This is a genomic window from Streptomyces sp. BK022 (assembly GCF_004217355.1).
Lineage (GTDB): Bacteria > Actinomycetota > Actinomycetes > Streptomycetales > Streptomycetaceae > Streptomyces > Streptomyces griseoluteus.
Genome location: NZ_SHKU01000003.1, coordinates 491,561 through 508,873, shown reverse-complemented (window position 1 = coordinate 508,873; position 17,313 = coordinate 491,561). Strand labels below are relative to the sequence as shown.

Genomic DNA, 17,313 nt, shown 5'->3' with positions numbered 1-17,313 from the left:
ATGAGCGATGATCGACACGATTGATTTCGATCATTGAACGCAGACACAGTGGCACCGAGTGCCACCCTTTGGAGAAGTGCAGCCGCTCAAGATCCGCTCATCTGAGCGCGACCCTTATCAAGGGTGGCGAGAATCACGCTGCCACACGGCGTCGGATTTCACCATGCGGACCCCGTTCCGGGCCGGAAACCGGGGCGTCACACACCGAGCGCGGTGAGCCGTTCCTCCACCCGCTCCGGGGCGTACAGGTGCTCCACGACCAGCGCGCCCGCACCGATCAGCCCCGCCCGCTCCCCCAGTTTCGCGGTGAGGACGTCGAGGTGGGCGGTGGAGCGGGGCAGCGCCCGCTGGTAGAGCAGTTCGCGCACTCCGGTCAGGAAGGGCGTCCCGGCGAGGTCGCCCGCGATCATCAGCACACCGGGGTTGAGCAGCGTGACGACGGTCGCCAGCACGTCCCCGACCCGGCGCCCGGCCTCCCGTGCCAGGGCCGCCGCCTCCGGATGCCCGGCGGCCAGCAGGTCCCTCACGTCCGAGCCGGAGGCGGCCGGCACGCCCGCGTCCGTCAGCCGGCGGGCCACCGCGCCACCGCTGGCGACGGCCGCGAGACAGCCGTACGAGCCGCAGCGGCACAGTGCCTCGGTGCCGACCCGGATGTGCCCCAGGTCGCCCGCGCCGCCGTCCACACCCCGGTACAGCGCACCGTCCACCACGACCCCGGCGCCGATACCGGTAGAGACCTTGACCAGTACGAACGCCCGGCAATCCTGGTACCCGGTGCGCTGCTCCCCGTACGCCATCAGGTTGGCGTCGTTGTCCACCAGTACCGGGACCGCCCCGGCACCGGTGTGCTCGGTGAAGGCGCGGGAAAGGCGGCCCCTTATGTCGTAGCCGTCCCAGCCGGACATCATCGGCGGCTGGACCACCCGCCCGGTCTCGCTGTCGACCGGTCCCGGTACACCGAGCCCGATGCCGCAGACCGCCTCCGGGGCGTGGCCGGTCTCGGTGAGCAGCTCGGCGAACCAGCGGCCCAGTCCGTCCAGGACCGTCTCGGGGCCGTCCTCGACCACCAGGGGGCCGGAGCGTTCGGCGAGGAGGTCACCGGTCAGGGTGAGCAGGGCCGCGCGGGCGTGCCGGGTGTCGAGGTCGGCGGCGAGGACCACGGCGTGCGAGCCGTCGAACTCCAGGGTGATGGCGGGGCGGCCGCCGAGCGGGGAGTCCACCGGGCCGCCCGCTCCCTCGCGCAGCCAGCCCGCCCGGAACAGCCGGTCCAGGCGCTGGCCGACCGTGGCGCGGGAGAGGCCGGTCATCTGCTGGAGCGCGCCGCGCGTGACGGCCCGTCCGCTGCGCACCAGGTCGAGCAGGTCGCCGGCGCTCGTCTGAGCGCCGCCCCTGGCCGTCCTGCCGGGCTTTCCGGTCATGCCACCCCCTTGTGTTCCTCAAGTTTGCATTACATATTGAGTTTTGCGTGTTAAATAGACGTAACCCTGCGATAGACACAACCGAACCAGGTCGGCCGGACGTCTTCGGGGAGCCCCGAGTGGATCGCACTGCCCAGCTCACAGCCCGTCTCACCGGGCGCGGGATCGTATACGATCCGCCCTCCATCGCGCCCTCGGCGGCATCACTGCACGTCAGAGCCGCCCGCGTGCTGGCGGCCAACTGGACGGGTACCTCCACGGTGCCCTCCCGGCACCTGTATCCGCACCAGTGGTCCTGGGACTCGGCCTTCATCGCCATCGGATTACGGCACCTGTCACCGCTGCGGGCGCAGACGGAGCTGGAGACGCTGCTCGCGGCGCAGTGGGGGGACGGGCGGGTGCCGCACATCGTCTTCGCCCCCTCCGTGCCGCTGGACGCCTACTTCCCGAGCCCCGACTTCTGGCGCTCCTCCACCGCCGGGCGGGCCGCGGGCGCCCCGCGCACCGTACAGACGTCCGGCATCGTGCAGCCACCCGTGCACGCGCTGGCCGCCTGGCTGGTGCACCGGGCCGACCCCGGCCTGTCGTGGGCGCGCGGCTTCCTGGCGCGGGTGTATCCCCGGCTGGCCGCCTGGCACCGCTATCTGTTGCGCCGCCGGGACCTGGGCGGGGGCGGGCTGGTGTCGGTGGTGCACCCCTGGGAGCAGGGGATGGACAACAGCCCTTGCTGGGACGGCCCGTTGGCCCGCGTCGCCCCGGCCCCGGCCCGTTCCTTCCGCCGTGCCGACCTCGACCACGGCGCCCCCGAGGACCGGCCGACCGACCTGGACTACGGGCGGTACGTGCGCCTCGCGGCCGACTACCGGGACGGTGAATACGCCGACGGCAACGGGGAGTTCACCGTGGAGGACCCGTCCTTCAACGCCCTGCTGATCGCTTCCGAGCACGCCCTCGCTTCCATCGCGGCCGAGCTGGGCACCTCCGGCAGCGCCCGGCGCGCCCGCGCCGAACGGCTCACGGCGGCCCTGGTGGAGCGGCTGTGGGACGACGCGTCCGGGATGTTCCTCTGCCGGGACCTGCGCGGCGGGATGATCCGCGAGCGGAGCGTGTCGGGCCTGGTCCCGCTGCTGCTGCCCGGTCTCCCCCGCGACGTGTCCGGCGCGCTGCTGGACACCCTGCGCGGACCGCACTTCGCTTCGGGCACCGGGCTCGTGCCGAGCTACGACCTGCGGGGCCCGGCGTTCGAGCCGAACCGGTACTGGCGCGGCCCGGCCTGGTTCAACACCGCCTGGCTGGTGGAGCGCGGCCTGCGCGCCCACGGCGAGAAGGGGGCGGCCGACGACCTGCGCACCGCCTTCCTGCACGCGGCCGGGGACTCCGGGTTCGCGGAGTACGTCGACCCGGGCACCGGCGAGGCGTGCGGGGCGCCAGGGTTCGGCTGGACCGCCGCGCTGACGCTGGACCTGCTGCACGACACGGACGGGGTTATGGAGACAGGGGAAGAGGGAGGGGACCGGAGATGACTCAACTGCTGGTACGAGGGGCCACGTTCGCCGCCGTGGGCGACGGGGGCGACATCAGCGGGGTGCGCGGGGGCGGCCGGGTGGAGGGGCTGTTCGTGCGGGACGCCCGGCACTTGAGCCGCTGGCAGCTCACCGTCGACGGTGCGGTGCCGGAGGTGCTGAAGCCGGTCGGGGAGGGCGACACGGCACGCTGCGTACTGGTGCCGCGCGGCGGGCGGCAGGAGCCGCCCGCGTACACGCTCTGGCGTGAACAGGCGGTGAGCGACAGCTCGTTCGTGGAGTCGGTGCGCATCACCGGCAATCGTCCGGCGGCCACCACGGTACGGCTCGCGCTCACCGTCGACGCCGACTTCACCGACCAGTTCGAGCTGCGCTCCGACCACCGCACGTACGTCAAGGCGGGTGCCGTGCGCAGCCGCCAGGTGCTGGACGACGGGATCGAGTTCGGGTACCGGCGTGGTGAGTGGCGGTCATGTACGACCATCACCGCCGACCCGGCTCCGGAGGCGGTGGAGGAGACCGGCACCGGTGCCCGGCGCCTGGTCTGGACGCTCGAACTCGCCCCGCACGGCGAGGCGGAACTGCTGCTGCGGGTGGTGGCCCGCCCGCACGGCGACCGGCACACGGTGCGCGTACCCCGTTCGCCTGCCGCTGTGAGCGGTGAACTGCGCTCGGTGGAGGACGAGTTCATGGAGGGGGTCGCCTTCCCCACCGCCTGGCCGGAGTTGGCGGCCGCCTGTGTGCGCGGGCTGTCCGACCTGGCCGCGCTCCAGGTACCGGCGCGCGGGCCGGACGGGGAGGGGCTGCGGGTGCCGGCCGGGGGCGCCCCCTGGTTCCTCGCGTTGCTCGGCCGGGACGCCCTGCTGACCTCGCTGTTCGCCCTGCCGTACCGCCCGCGGCTGGCCGCCGCCACGCTCCCCGCGCTGGCCGCCACCCAGGCGACCGCCGACAGCGCCTCCGCGGTCGCCCAGCCGGGCAAGATCGTGCACGAGGTCAGGCACGGCGAGCTGGCCCACTTCGGGCAGGTGCCGTACGGGCGTTACTACGGCTCGGTCGACGCCACCCCGCTCTTCCTGGTCCTGCTCGGCGCCTACACCGAGCGCACCGGCGACACCGCGCTGGCCCGGCGGCTGGAGGGGCACGCCCGCGCGGCGGTCGGCTGGATGCTGGACCACGGCGGGCTGACCGCGCGCGGCTACCTCGTCTACCGCGCCGACGAGGGCGGCCTCGCCAACCAGAACTGGAAGGACTCCCCCGGCGCGATCTGCCGCGCCGACGGCACCCGGCCGAGCGGCGCGGTGATGGCGGCGGGTGCGCAGGGGTACGCGTACGACGCGCTGCGCCGCACGGCGTGGCTGGCGCGGACGGTGTGGGACGACGGGACGTACGCGGCGCTGCTGGAGCAGGCGGCGGCCGATCTGCGCGATCGCTTCCAGCGGGACTTCTGGCTGCCCGAACAGGAGTTTCCGGCGCTGGCGTTGGACGGCGACGGCCACCGGATAGACGCGCTCGCCTCGGACGCCGGGCACCTGCTGTGGTCGGGGCTGCTGGACAAGGAGTACGGGGAGGCCGTCGGGCGCCGGCTGCTGGAGCCGGACTTCTTCTCCGGCTGGGGCGTCCGTACGCTCGCCGCCGGCCAGGCCGCCTACCACCCGCTTTCCTACCACCGGGGCTCGGTCTGGCCGCACGACAACGCGCTGATCACCCTCGGCCTCGCCCGCTACGGCCTGCACGACGAGGCCCGCGCGGTGGCCCGCGGCCTGGTGGACGCGGCGGCCTCCGCCGGACACCGGCTTCCCGAAGTGCTGGCGGGTTACGGGCGGGACACCCACCCCGAGCCGGTACCGTACCCGCACGCGTGTGTGCGGGAGTCCCGTTCGGCTGCCGCGCCACTCGCCCTGCTCACGGCGATCGGGGGCGCCTGAGAGCGGCCTTGACCGGGCATTTGCCCGGTATTTGCCGTAAGCCGTGAACACCGGCGCGCGGCGGACCGTACGGAAGGACGGCGGGCCAGGCGGACCGGCCTCCAACGGCCCTGCTTCAGCCTCCCCGGCGTGGCCCGCCGCCTCCGTCGTCACCGGCCTCGCGCGGAAGGACCTCCGGGTTGCCTCAGCACAAGAACACGCATACGTCACCCGACGCGCCGGGGGGTGGTTCCGACGGCGGGGTGGAGACCCTTGCCGAGCAGGGGAAGAGTGGTGACCGGGGGGACGCCGGAGCGCCGGAGGCGGGCTCCGTGGACGGGGGCACCGCGTCGGCTGGTGCCGGGCCCGAGGTCCGGCGGGGCGTGCCTGCGGGGGACGCGGGTGGGGATGCCGGTGCCGATCCGGGCGCCGGCTCCGGTCCGGAGGCGGAGACGAGCCGCGCGCCCGGAGCCGGGACCGACCCCGAGGGCACCCCGGAGTCCGGCCCCAGCACCGACCCTGACGCGGACCCCACCCCTCAGGGCGCCCCCGACACCCCCGCCACAGCACCCCGCTTCGCCCGTCTGGCCCGCTGGCAGGCGGAGCACCCCCAGGGCGCCCGTGTCCTCTCCCGGACCGTCACCGTCCTCGCGGCGGTCCTGGTCGTCTGCACCCTGGTGATGCCCGCGACCATCGTCGGTCTCGGCCCGGCCACGTTCTTCCGGCTGCCCGGGGAGGCCATCGTCGGCGCGGCCGTCCTGCTCGCGCTGCCGAGAAGGCCCCGGATCGCGCTCGCCGCGGCCGGCGGTGTGGCACTCGCCGCGCTGACGGTGCTGAACTGGCTCGACATGGGCTTCCGGCAGTACCTCGGCCGCACCTTCAACCTGGTGCTGGACTGGAGCCTGCTCGGGGACGCGCAGTCGTATCTGGAGGACTCCCTCGGCCGGACGGCCACCCTCGCCGCCACCGCCGGTCTGATCGTGCTCGTCCTGCTGCTGTTCGCCGCGCTGGCCTATGCCGTCGTACGACTGAGCGACGTCCTCGCCCGGCACTCTGCCACCGCGACCCGCGGGACGCTGATCGCGGGCGTCGTCTGGATCACCTGTTCCTCCTTCGGGGTGCAGCTCGCGGGCGTGCCGCTCGCCGCCGACAGCGCCGCCGTCACCCTGCAGAGCCAGACCGAGCGGGTGTCGAACACGCTGAAGGACGAGGCCGCGTTCCGGAAGGTCGCCAAGGTGGACGCGTTCGGCGCGACCCCGCCCGACCAGCTCGTGCCGGACCTGCGCGGCAAGGACGTGATCTTCACCTTCATCGAGAGCTACGGCCGCAGCGCGATCGAGGACCCGATCATGGCGCCCGGCGTGGACCGGACCCTCGCCGTCCGCACCGAGGCGCTGCAGAAGGCGGGTTACCACGCCAGGAGCGGCTGGCTGACCTCCGCCACGTACGGCGGCAGCAGCTGGCTCGGCCACTCCACCACCCTGTCCGGACTGTGGGTGAGCAACCAGCAGCGCTACCGCACGGTGATGGCGAGCGACCACCTCAGCCTGACCAAGGTGTTCAAGAAGTCCGGCGCCTGGGACACGGTCGGCGTGATGCCGGGCATCCAGAAGTCGTGGCCCGAACAGAGCTTCTTCGGGCTGGAGAAGGTCTACAACGCCTTCGAACTCGGCTACAAGGGGCCGAAGTTCAGCTGGTCCACGATGCCGGACCAGTACACCCTGGAGCAGTTCCAGCAGCGGGTGCACGGCAGGAAGCACGACAAGCCGGTGATGTCCGAGGTCATCCTGACCTCCAGCCACCAGCCCTGGGGACCGATCCCGAAGATGGTCGGCTGGGACGAGCTGGGTGACGGCTCGGTCTTCAAGGGCATCGAGGCGGCGGGCAACAAACCGGCCGACGTGATCGCGGACACCACCAAGTCCCGCCAGGAGTACGGCAAGTCGATCCAGTACTCGGTCACCGCGCTCACCGAGTGGCTGGAGCGCTACGGCACCAAGGACACCGTGCTCGTCTTCCTCGGCGACCACCAGCCCATCGCCCGCGTCAGCGGCAACCACGCCAGCCGGGACGTGCCGGTCTCGATCGTGGCCAAGGACCCGAAGGTGCTGGACAGAATCGGTGACTGGGGCTGGACGGACGGCCTGCGGCCCGCACACGACGCGCCGGTGTGGAAGATGAACCTCTTCCGCGACCGCTTCCTCACCGCGTACGGGTCGACTCCGCACCCGAAGAAGGGCTGACCCTCAGGACCCCTGAGGGTCAGGGCCGGTCTCCTGGGGGCCGGCCCTGTCGCCGTCTCAGCCGCCGGAGGTGTCCAGTTCGGCGTCCTCGCTGACGCCCGCGCAGTCGTACGGGTCCTTCAGCCAGCCGTCCGGGAGGACCACCCGGTTGTTGCCGGAGGTGCGCCCGCGCGGGCCGTCGGCGCCGGCCGGCCACGCCTGGTCGAGGTCCAGCTCGTCCAGGCCGGCACGCAGCTCCTCCAGCGAGGAGGTGATGGCGAGGCGCTTGCGCATCTCGGAGCCGACCGCGAAGCCCTTGAGGTACCAGGCGACGTGCTTGCGGAAGTCGATGACACCGCGCGCCTCGTCGCCGAGCCACTCGCCGAGCAGCGTGGCGTGCCGGACCATCACGTCGGCGACCTGGCGCAGCACCGGCCGCTGGAAGTCGTCACGGCCCTCGAAGGCGGCGACCAGGTCGGCGAAGAGCCAGGGCCGGCCGAGGCAGCCGCGGCCGACGACCACGCCGTCGCAGCCGGTCTCCCGGACCATGCGCAGCGCGTCCTCGGCGGACCAGATGTCGCCGTTGCCCAGCACCGGGATCTCCGGGACGTGTTCCTTCAGCCGGGCGATGGCGCTCCAGTCGGCGGTGCCGCCGTAGTGCTGGGCGGCGGTGCGGCCGTGCAGGGCGATGGCGGTGACGCCCTCCTCGACGGCGATGCGGCCGGCGTCGAGGTAGGTGATGTGGTCGTCGTCGATGCCCTTGCGCATCTTCATGGTGACCGGCAGGTCGCCCGCGCCGGAGACGGCCTCGCGCAGGATGGCCCGCAGCAGGTTCCGCTTGTACGGCAGCGCGGACCCGCCTCCCTTACGGGTCACCTTGGGGACCGGGCAGCCGAAGTTCAGGTCGATGTGGTCGGCCAGGCCCTCGTCCGCGATCATGCGGACGGCCTTGCCGACGGTGGCCGGGTCGACGCCGTACAGCTGGATCGAGCGCGGCTTCTCGCTCTCGTCGAACCGGATGAGCTGCATGGTCTTCTCGTTGCGCTCGACCAGCGCCCGCGTGGTGATCATCTCGCTGACGAACAGCCCCTTGCCCCCGCTGAACTCCCGGCACAGGGTGCGGAAGGGGGCGTTGGTGATCCCGGCCATGGGTGCGAGCACGACGGGCGGCACCACGGCGTGCGGGCCGATGGACAGCGGCTGGGTCATCAGGGGGCTCCGGGACGGATGTACGGCAAGGGCGTCGTCCATTGTCCCTCACCTCACCGGTGCCCCTCCCCCTACGGGCAGGATCGGGGAGGGGTACGGGCAAGGACCATGTAGGGGTCATTAGTTAGCCGCACTATCGAAGCGCGTACGATGGGACGCATGCCCGAGCTGAGTCACCGGCGGCGGATGCTGGTGCTCTCGATCTGCTGCATGAGTCTGCTGATCGTGAGCCTGGACAACACCGCCCTGAACGTCGCGCTGCCCTCGATGCAACGCGAGCTGCACGCCACCACCTCCGGCCTCCAGTGGACGATCGACGCCTACACGCTGGTGCTGGCCTCACTGCTGATGCTGGCGGGGTCCACCGCGGACCGGATCGGCCGCAGACGGGTCTTCATGGCGGGACTGGTGATCTTCACCGCCGGTTCCCTGCTGTGCTCGCTCGCGCCCAACCTGGAACTCCTCGTGGTGTTCCGCATGGTCCAGGCGGTCGGCGGCTCGATGCTCAACCCGGTCGCCATGTCGATCATCACCAACACCTTCACCGACCCCCGTGAACGGGCGCGCGCGATCGGCGTCTGGGGTGCCGTGGTCGGCATCTCCATGGCAGCCGGTCCGCTGGCGGGCGGACTGCTGGTGGAGTCGGTCGGCTGGCGCTCGATCTTCTGGGTCAACCTGCCGGTCGGCCTCGCCGCCCTGCTGCTCACCCTGCGCTTCGTCCCCGAGTCCCGCGCTCCCCGGCCGCGCCGCCCGGACCCGGTCGGCCAGGTGCTGGTGATCGCCCTGTTCGGCTCGCTGACGTACGCGATCATCGAAGCGCCGGACGCGAGCCCCGCCGAGGTGCTCCCCTTCGCCGCGGTGGCCGTCGCGGCCCTGCTGGCCCTCCTGATCTACGAGCCCCGGCGCACCGAACCCCTCATCGACCTGCGCTTCTTCCACTCGGCCCCGTTCAGCGGGGCGACCGGGATAGCGGTGAGCGCCTTCGCCGCGCTGGGCGGGTTCCTCTTCCTGTCCACGCTGTACCTCCAGAACGTACGCGGCCTCGACGCCCTGCACGCCGGCCTGTGGATGCTGCCCATGGCGGTGCCGACCCTGCTGTGCGCCCCGTTGTCCGGACGGCTGGTCGGCAGCCGGGGTCCGCGCCTGCCCCTGCTGATCGCGGGCGCGGCGATGACGGTGAGCGGCCTCCTCTTCGCCCTCTTCGAGGCCGAGACCTCCGACGTCACCCTCTTCCTCGGCTACGTCCTCTTCGGCATCGGCTTCGGCTTCGTCAACGCCCCCATCACCAACACCGCCGTCTCCGGCATGCCCCGCGCCCAGGCGGGTGTCGCGGCGGCGGTCGCCTCCACCAGCCGCCAGCTCGGCCAGACCCTCGGTGTCGCCGTCATCGGCGCGGTCCTGGCCGCGGGCATCGGCTCGTCCCCCTACCGCGACACCTTCGTCTCCGCCGCCCGCCCCGGCTGGTGGATTCTCGCCGCGTGCGGCGGTGCCGTCCTCGTCCTCGGCCTCCTGACCAGCGGTCGCTGGGCCCACCGGACGGCGGAGCGGACGGCCGAGCGGCTGGCGACGGCGGAGGTGCGGCAGCCCGTGAGCACGACCGGCTGATCTCCGGGGCTCAGCCTTCCAGCGCCAGCGCGTGCAGCTTCTCCAGGCGCTCTCGGGACTCCTCGTTCTTCGGCGGGTAGATCACCATCCGGGGGCCCTGGTCCGGGGAGAGCCACAGGTCGGTGTGTTCCAGCGTGAGGTGGCCCACGTGGCGGTTGAGGAACTCCTTGGTCTTGGAGCGGCTGCCGACCACCTCGTAGCGCTCCCAGTGCTCGCGGAACTCGGGGTATGCCTGGAGGCGCTTGAGGAGCATCTTCCAGGCGGGTTCGCCGAGGTGTCCGGCGAGCGAGGCGCGCAGGCGGGCCGCCATCAGCCGCAGGGCCTCGTCGAGGTGGACGATCGAGGAGCGCCACTCGGGGTTGGAGTAGGCGAGGAGCACGCAGTTGCGGTCCTCGGGCGGGACGGCGTCCATGTCGCACAGCAGCCGGGCGTAGGTGCGGTTGTAGGCCAGGATGTCGTACCGGCTGTTCTGCACCGCCGCCGGGAACGGCTCCATCTGGCGCAGGGTCGCGCGCAGCGCCGGGGTGATGCTGGGACAGACCGCGGCGGGCGTCGGGTCGGCGGCCCCGGCCAGCTGGAAGAGGTGAGCGCGCTCGCTGGGGTCCAGCATCAGGGTGCGCGCGAGGGCGTCGAGCACCTGTACGGACACCTGGATGTTGCGGGCCTGTTCGAGCCAGGTGTACCAGGTCACGCCCACGGCGGAGAGCTGAGCGACCTCCTCCCGGCGCAGACCCGGCGTACGCCGCCGGGCCCCTCGCGGCATCCCCACCTGCTCCGGGGTGATCCGCTCACGGCGGATGCGCAGGAACGCGGCCAGCTCGTGGCGCCGGATCTCCGCGCCCTTCACCTCGGGGGCGGCGCTTTCCTGGGCCATGGTCGTCATGGTTCCAGAGTGCCTCCGCCCGGACACCGTTGCCAGGTACTGCTGCCACCAGGATGAGCGACCGCCACTACCAGGCTCCGGGTGGCACAAGGGCCGTCCAAGGGCGTTGGCGGGTACTTCCGGTACCAGGATCGGCACACTCTGGTACCCGTCTGAGGGTGGGCGCACGCTCGGTGGCATGACCGAGACCACCCTCTCCACCGCGCCGTCCGTACGCGCTCCGGCGGCGGCGCCCACCCTGAGCGGGGCGGGCCTGGTGACCGTCCTGCTGGCCGCCTCGCTCCCCCTGGTCGACTTCTTCATCGTCAACGTCGCCCTCCCCGCCATCGGCAGCGACCTCTCCGCGAGCGAGTCCCTGCTGGAGCTGGTCGTGGCCGGGTACGGCGTCACGTACGCCGTACTGCTCGTGCTCGGCGGACGCCTCGGTGACCTGTTCGGTCGGCGCCGGCTGTTCATCGGCGGCATGGCCGCCTTCGGGCTGACCTCGCTGGCGTGCGGGCTGGCCCCGGACGCGTGGACCCTGGTCGCGGCGCGCGCCGCGCAGGGCGCGTCGGCGGCGCTGATGCTGCCGCAGGTGCTCGCCACCATCCAGTCCACCACCGCCGGTGGCCGCCGGGCCCGCGCGATGAGCCTGTACGGCGCCACGGCGGGCCTGTCCATGGTGGTGGGCCAGATCCTCGGCGGTGTCCTGGTGGCGGCGGACATCGCCGGCACCGGCTGGCGCTCGATCTTCCTGGTGAACGTGCCCGTGGTCGTGCTCGGCCTGATCCTCGCCGTCCGCCACGTCCCCGACACCCGCGCCCGGCACCCCGAGCCGGTCGACGTCCCCGGCACCGTCCTGCTGGCCGTGGCCCTGCTGGCGCTGCTCGCCCCGCTGACCGAGGGCCGCGCGACGGGCTGGCCGCTGTGGACCTGGGTCTCGCTCGCCGTGTTCCCCGTGGCGGCGTGGGCGTTCTGGACGGTGGAGCGGCGGCTGGACCGGCTGGGCCGTACCCCGCTGCTGCCGCCGAGCCTGTTCGCCACCCTGTCGCTGCGACGGGGACTGTTGATCGTGGTGCCGTTCTGCCTGGGATTCAGTGGGTTCATGTTCGTCATCGCGCTGGGCCTCCAACAGGGCGCGGGTCTGGGTCCGGTACGTGCGGGTCTGGCGCTGGCGCCGATGGCGGTCTCCTTCCTGCTCGTCTCCCTGGCCGGGCCCCGGCTGATCGCCCGCTTCGGTACGCGGGTGGTGAGCGCCGGTGCGGTGCTCCAGGGCGTGGGTGTGCTGCTGATCGTGCTGGCGGTGTGGCGGGACTGGCCGGGCGTGGGGCCGGCCGGTCTGCTGCCCGGCGCGGCCGTCGCCGGGGCGGGTCAGGCGCTGCAACTCCCCAATCTGCTGCGGATCGTGCTCTCCGAGGTCCCGGCTGCCCGGGCCGGGGTGGGCAGCGGGGTGCTGGCGACGACCCAGCAGGCGTCGTTCGCCCTGGGGGTGGCCACTCTGGGCGCCCTCTTCCTGACCCTGGTCCCGCACCTCGGCATGCGGGACGCCCTGCTGATCGCCCTGGTCACCCAGCTCACGGCGATTCTCGCCACCGGTCTGCTGAGCCTCCGCCTGCCCCGCGAGGTGGGTTGAGCCGGAACCGTGTGAGAGTTCCCACCCGGCCTTCCGCCCCTGGCCGCGCCCCGCGTACCGCACACTCCGGGCATGACCGACAACAGAATCGGGACCAGCGTGCGCCGATGGGACCGGCACGGCCGGGAACACGTCGTACGGGTGGAGCGGGCCGGACTCCAGCGGACCTTCGGCTGCGGCACCTGCGACTGGCGCCGGGGCACCCGGCACCTGCCCTGGACTCCCACGGACGAGCACCCGGCGACGGAGCATCTGGCCGAGGCCCATCAGGCGACGCTGGACCCCGCCCGGCGATGAGTTCCAGGTGCCGTGGGAGTCGTATCCCATGACGACCCGCGCCGACCGGAAGGCGAGCCCCATGACCGCACTGCACGAGACCCTGCGCCGGTATGTGGACAACGGGAGCCTGCCCGGCGCGGTCGGCCTCGTCGCCCGGGGGGACGAGGTGGAGGCGGTGGCCGTCGGGCACACGGACACCGGCCGCACCGTGCCGTTGGAGCGGGACTCGCTGTTCCGGCTCGCCTCGATCACCAAGCCCGTGACCGCCGCCGCACTGCTGATGCTTCTCGACGAGGGTCTGGTCGGGCTGGAGGACCCGGTGGCACGCTGGCTGCCCGAGCTGGCCGAGCCGATGGTGGTGCGGACGCCCGAGTCACCGGTGGACGACCTGGTGCCGGCGACGCGGCCCATCACCGTGGAGCACCTGCTCAGTTCCCGGTGCGGGTGGGGGTTCCCGGCGGACTTCTCGCTGCCCGCCGTGGCCCCGCTGCTCGAGCTGCAGCGCGGCGGATTCGCCCCGCACGCGGTACCCGCGCTGGACGAGCTGCTGGCCGAACTCGCCAAGGTGCCGCTCCTCCGCCAGCCCGGTGATGCCTGGCTCTACAACACCTCCTCCGATCTTCAGGGCGCCCTGATCTCCCGGGCGACAGGCCGAACACTGCCGGACTTCATGGCCGAGCGGATCTTCGAGCCACTCGGGATGAAGGACACGGGCTTCTCCGTGCCGGAACGGGACCTGCACCGGTTGCCCACCGCCTACCGGCCCGCCCCCGACGGCACCTTGAAGGTGGCCGACGCCTTCGACGACGGCTGGGACCGGCTGCCCGCCTTCCCCTCCGGTGCCGGCGGCCTGGTCTCCACCGCCGACGACTACCTGGCCTTCGCACGGATGCTGCTGGCCCAGGGAGAGGCGGGCGGTGGTCGCGCGCTGCTCTCGCCGGAGTCCGTCGCCCGGATGACCAGCGACCAGCTCACCCCAGCCCAGCGGGAGAGCAGCCCGCTCTTCCTGGAGGGCCAGGGCTGGGGCTACGGCGGCTCGGTCGACATCGACCGCACCGAACCCTGGCACGTGCCCGGCCGCTACGGCTGGGTCGGCGGCACCGGCACCGCGGCCCATCTGGTCCCGGCCACCGGCAAGGTGACCGTCCTCCTCACCCAGGTCGCCATGACGGGTCCGACCCCGCCCGCCGTGATGCGGGACTTCTGGCGGGTCACGGCCTGACCGGAGTCGCGGCCTGACGGGGTCACGGCCTGACCGGAGTCACGGCCTGGCGGGTGCGCCCAGTCCGCGTATCAGCAGGTCCACGATCGCCTTGAAGTCCTCCTCGATCCCGGGCTGCTGCCACTCACGTGCGTAACAGGGGTCGTGGAAACGGGCCGTGGCCTGGAAGACGGCACGGGCCTCGGCGGCGGGGTCCGCGGCGCGGAAGGTGCCGGACCCGGCGCCGTCCTCGATGATCCGGGCGAGCTGGGAGGTCAGGTCGGCGATGTGCTCGCCGACCGTCGCCCCGCTCTCCTCGGCCAGCACGCTGTAGGTGGCGAAGAGCTCGGGATCGTCACCCGCCTTGTGCCGCTTGGCCTCGAACAGGGCGGCCAGCCAGTCACGCAGGCGCCCCTCGACGGGGGTCTCCTCACCGGCGATGACCGCGAGCCGCTCCGAGGTGCGGTCCAGCCAGCGCTTGGTGACCGCCTCGCGCAGCGCCGCCTTGGTGCGGAAGTGGCGGTAGACACTGCCGTGGCTGACGCCGAGCGCGCGGGCCACGTCGACCACGGTGGCCTTGGCCGGGCCGTGGCGGCGCAGCACCTCCTCCGTTGCCTCGAGGATGCGCTCGGCGGTCAGGGTCTCGGTCGCTGCCATGCCTAGACCGTACCCGGCGCGCCGGTCACCGGTGCCTGCTCATCGCTCGCTGTCCAGCATGGCCATCTGCGCGGGGGCGTACCGCTCGCCGGCCGCCGCGTCGGCCGGGACGGCCTCCTCGATGGCGGCGAGGTCGGCCGCGTCCAGAGTGATGTCCAGGGCACCCAGTGCCTCGGAGAGCCGCTCGGGGGTGCGGGAGCCGATGACCGGCACGATGTCGGAGCCCTGGGCGAGGACCCAGGCGATGGCGATCTGGGCGACCGTGGCCCCCTTCTGTTCCGCGATCTTGCGGAGGGAGTCGACGAGGCTCAGGTTGTGCCGGAAGTTCTCGCCCTGGAAACGGGGCGAGAAGGCGCGGAAGTCGGTGGCCGCGAAGTCGCGGTCGGCGGAGATGTGGTTGGAGAGCAGGCCGCGGGAGAGCACGCCGTACGCGGTGACGCCGATGCCCAGCTCGCGGAGGGTGGGGAGGATCTCCCGCTCGATGCCGCGCGAGATGAGCGCGTACTCGATCTGGAGGTCGGCGATCGGGGCGGTGGCCGCCGCCCGGCGGATGGTGTCGGGGCCTACCTCGCTGAGGCCGATGTGCTTCACCCACCCCTTCTCCACCAGTTCCGCGACCGCGCCGACCGTCTCCTCGATCGGGACATCCGGGTCGAGGCGGGAGGGCCGGTAGATGTCGATGTGGTCCACGCCGAGGCGCTGGAGGGAGTAGGCGGCGAAGGTCTTCACCGCTGCGGGCCGGCCGTCGAACCCGAGCCAGGCGCCGTCCGGGTCGCGCAGGGCGCCGAACTTCACGCTCAGCACCGCGTTGTCACGGAGGTGGGCCGGGGCGGTGCGCAGGGCTTCGCCGACCAGCATCTCGTTGTGACCCATGGCGTAGAAGTCGCCGGTGTCGATGAGGGTGACGCCTGCTTCCAGAGCGGCGTGCACCGTGTGAACGGCCGCCGGGCGGTCCGCTTCTCCGTACATACCCGACATGCCCATGCAGCCGAGGCCGAGAGCGGAGACCTGGGGGCCGGTGGTTCCGAGATTTCGCGTGGGGATCGTCATGCGTCCAGCCTGGCACGTGGACTGACAGAATTCAATATCTGTCAGCTGTTACTTGTCAGCAAATTCTGGGCAGACCCCCTCCAGACACGAAAAAGCCCACCCTCCGACCCGGGGGACCGGGCAGGAGGGTGGGCGAAATGCGAAGGTCAGGCGCCGATCAGACGGGCGGCGAGGTAGCCCTCGATCTGGTCGAGGGAGACCCGCTCCTGCTTCATGGTGTCGCGCTCGCGCACGGTCACCGCGTTGTCCTCGAGCGTGTCGAAGTCGACGGTCACGCAGAAGGGGGTACCGATCTCGTCCTGACGACGGTAGCGGCGGCCGATGGCGCCGGCGTCGTCGAAGTCGATGTTCCAGTTCTGGCGCAGCGCCTGGGCGAGACCCTTGGCCTTCGGAGACAGCTCGGGGTTGCGGGAGAGCGGGAGCACCGCGACCTTGACCGGCGCGAGGCGGTGGTCGAGGCGCAGCACGACGCGCTTCTCCATCTTGCCCTTGGCGTTGGGCGCCTCGTCCTCGGTGTAGGCGTCGAGGAGGAAGGCCAGCATGGTGCGGCCGACACCGGCGGCGGGCTCGATGACGTAGGGGGTCCAGCGCTCGCCGGCCTCCTGGTCGAAGTAGGAGAGGTCCTGGCCGGACGCCTTGGCGTGCGCGCCGAGGTCGTAGTCCGTGCGGTTGGCGACACCCTCCAGCTCGCCCCACTCCGAGCCGCCGAACGAGAAGCGGTACTCGATGTCGGCGGTGCGCTTGGAGTAGTGGGAGAGCTTCTCCTTCGGGTGCTCGAACCAGCGCATGTTCTCCTCGCGCAGGCCGAGGTTGGTGTACCAGTTCCAGCGCTGCTGCATCCAGTACTCCTGCCACTCCTCGTCCTCACCCGGCTTGACGAAGAACTCCATCTCCATCTGCTCGAACTCGCGGGTCCGGAAGATGAAGTTGCCGGGCGTGATCTCGTTGCGGAAGGACTTGCCCATCTGGGCGATGCCGAAGGGCGGCTTGCGGCGCGAAGTGGTCTGCACCTGGGCGAAGTTGGTGAAGATGCCCTGGGCGGTCTCCGGACGCAGGTAGGCGACGGAGCCGGAGTCCTGGGTCGGGCCGAGGTGGGTGGAGAGCAGACCGGAGAACTGCTTGGGCTCGGTGAAGGTGCCCTTGTTGCCGCAGTTCGGGCAGTTGAGGTCGGCCAGGCCGTTCGCCGGGGCGTGGCCCTTCTTCTCCTCGTACGCCTCTTCCAGGTGGTCCGCGCGGAACCGCTTGTGACACGAGGTGCACTCGGTCAGCGGGTCCGTGAAGGTGGCGACGTGGCCAGAGGCGACCCAGACCTCGGGGGCCAGGATGACGGACGAGTCGATACCGACCACGTCCTCGCGCGACGTCACCATGTAGCGCCACCACTGACGCTTGATGTTCTCCTTGAGCTCGACACCCAGCGGTCCGTAGTCCCAGGCGGCACGCTGTCCGCCGTAGATCTCACTGCAGGGGAAAACGAAGCCACGGCGCTTGCTCAGGCTGACGATGGTGTCGATCTTGTCGGCGGCCACGGTGCTCTCTTCATTACGACGACGGGCGTTGAAGCGAGATGCTTCCAGCGAATGATTCAGGTTACCGGCGCATGCTCCCTCACGGCCAAATCGGCCCCCGCCGACCCCCCTCCCGAAGCCGTCGAAGCCCGCCCTAACCCTTACCAAGCCGACCTGGGGAATCCACGTCGCGAGCTCCGGGCGGGCAGCTTGTTGACAATCGTTTCCAACTTTGTTGAAAA

Annotated in this window: 13 protein-coding genes; 7 read left to right on the top strand and 6 right to left on the bottom strand. The window is 71.8% G+C overall.

Annotation, left to right across the window (positions count from 1 at the left end; translation table 11 throughout):
* Positions 1-197: 197 nt before the first annotated feature.
* Complete coding sequence (locus EV284_RS13820; RefSeq protein WP_130333763.1) at positions 198-1,418, bottom strand: ROK family protein; 1,221 nt, start codon at positions 1,416-1,418, stop codon at positions 198-200.
* A 119-nt stretch (positions 1,419-1,537) separates the two neighbouring features.
* Here EV284_RS13820 and EV284_RS13815 point away from each other — a divergent pair, with 119 nt between their 5' ends.
* From EV284_RS13815 to EV284_RS13805, 3 genes are all read left to right on the top strand, one after another.
* Entirely contained in the window at positions 1,538-2,941 is a 1,404-nt protein-coding gene (locus tag EV284_RS13815) for a trehalase family glycosidase (RefSeq protein WP_130333761.1), read from the top strand.
* Positions 2,938-4,866, top strand: a complete 1,929-nt coding sequence (locus EV284_RS13810; protein ID WP_130333759.1) for a glycogen debranching N-terminal domain-containing protein — start codon at positions 2,938-2,940, stop codon at positions 4,864-4,866. Before EV284_RS13815 ends, EV284_RS13810 begins: the two co-directional genes overlap by 4 nt.
* A gap of 362 nt (positions 4,867-5,228) precedes the next feature.
* The gene (locus EV284_RS13805) at positions 5,229-7,088 is read left to right on the top strand and encodes a CDP-alcohol phosphatidyltransferase (protein WP_242625668.1); all 1,860 of its coding nucleotides are present in this window, start codon (positions 5,229-5,231) and stop codon (positions 7,086-7,088) included.
* 57 nt (positions 7,089-7,145) lie between these two features.
* On the opposite strand, the gene dusB is transcribed toward EV284_RS13805, so the two are convergent.
* A complete protein-coding gene (dusB, locus tag EV284_RS13800; protein ID WP_130333757.1) occupies positions 7,146-8,276 on the bottom strand; it encodes a tRNA dihydrouridine synthase DusB in 1,131 nt (376 codons plus the stop codon).
* 159 nt (positions 8,277-8,435) lie between these two features.
* Between dusB and EV284_RS13795 the strand changes: the two genes are divergently transcribed.
* On the top strand, positions 8,436-9,881 hold the full coding sequence (locus EV284_RS13795) for an MFS transporter (protein WP_130333755.1): 1,446 nt from the start codon (positions 8,436-8,438) through the stop codon (positions 9,879-9,881).
* Positions 9,882-9,891: 10 nt separating this feature from the next.
* Here EV284_RS13795 and EV284_RS13790 read toward each other — a convergent pair whose 3' ends face one another.
* Positions 9,892-10,764, bottom strand: a complete 873-nt coding sequence (locus EV284_RS13790; RefSeq protein WP_130333752.1) for a helix-turn-helix transcriptional regulator — start codon at positions 10,762-10,764, stop codon at positions 9,892-9,894.
* A gap of 178 nt (positions 10,765-10,942) precedes the next feature.
* Here EV284_RS13790 and EV284_RS13785 point away from each other — a divergent pair, with 178 nt between their 5' ends.
* The 3 genes from EV284_RS13785 to EV284_RS13775 all read left to right on the top strand — a co-directional run bounded on the left by EV284_RS13785 (position 10,943) and on the right by EV284_RS13775 (position 13,877).
* Positions 10,943-12,376 (top strand): MFS transporter, encoded by a 1,434-nt coding sequence (locus EV284_RS13785; protein WP_130333750.1) that lies wholly within the window; start codon positions 10,943-10,945, stop codon positions 12,374-12,376.
* A gap of 72 nt (positions 12,377-12,448) precedes the next feature.
* The gene (locus EV284_RS13780) at positions 12,449-12,673 is read left to right on the top strand and encodes a hypothetical protein (protein ID WP_130333748.1); all 225 of its coding nucleotides are present in this window, start codon (positions 12,449-12,451) and stop codon (positions 12,671-12,673) included.
* Between the two features lie 61 nt (positions 12,674-12,734).
* Positions 12,735-13,877: a serine hydrolase domain-containing protein gene (locus tag EV284_RS13775; RefSeq protein ID WP_130333746.1), complete on the top strand. Its 1,143-nt coding sequence runs from the start codon at positions 12,735-12,737 to the stop codon at positions 13,875-13,877.
* Between the two features lie 39 nt (positions 13,878-13,916).
* Here the strand turns inward: EV284_RS13775 and EV284_RS13770 are convergent, their stop codons facing one another.
* The 3 genes from EV284_RS13770 to EV284_RS13760 form a co-directional block, all read right to left on the bottom strand.
* Positions 13,917-14,513 carry a TetR family transcriptional regulator gene (locus EV284_RS13770; protein ID WP_130333744.1) on the bottom strand — a complete coding sequence of 199 codons (597 nt, stop codon included), beginning with the start codon at positions 14,511-14,513 and terminating at the stop codon, positions 13,917-13,919.
* A 39-nt stretch (positions 14,514-14,552) separates the two neighbouring features.
* Entirely contained in the window at positions 14,553-15,563 is a 1,011-nt protein-coding gene (locus EV284_RS13765; protein WP_130333742.1) for an aldo/keto reductase, read from the bottom strand.
* Positions 15,564-15,709: 146 nt separating this feature from the next.
* A complete protein-coding gene (locus tag EV284_RS13760) occupies positions 15,710-17,092 on the bottom strand; it encodes a glycine--tRNA ligase (protein ID WP_086692524.1) in 1,383 nt (460 codons plus the stop codon).
* Positions 17,093-17,313 lie beyond the last annotated feature (221 nt).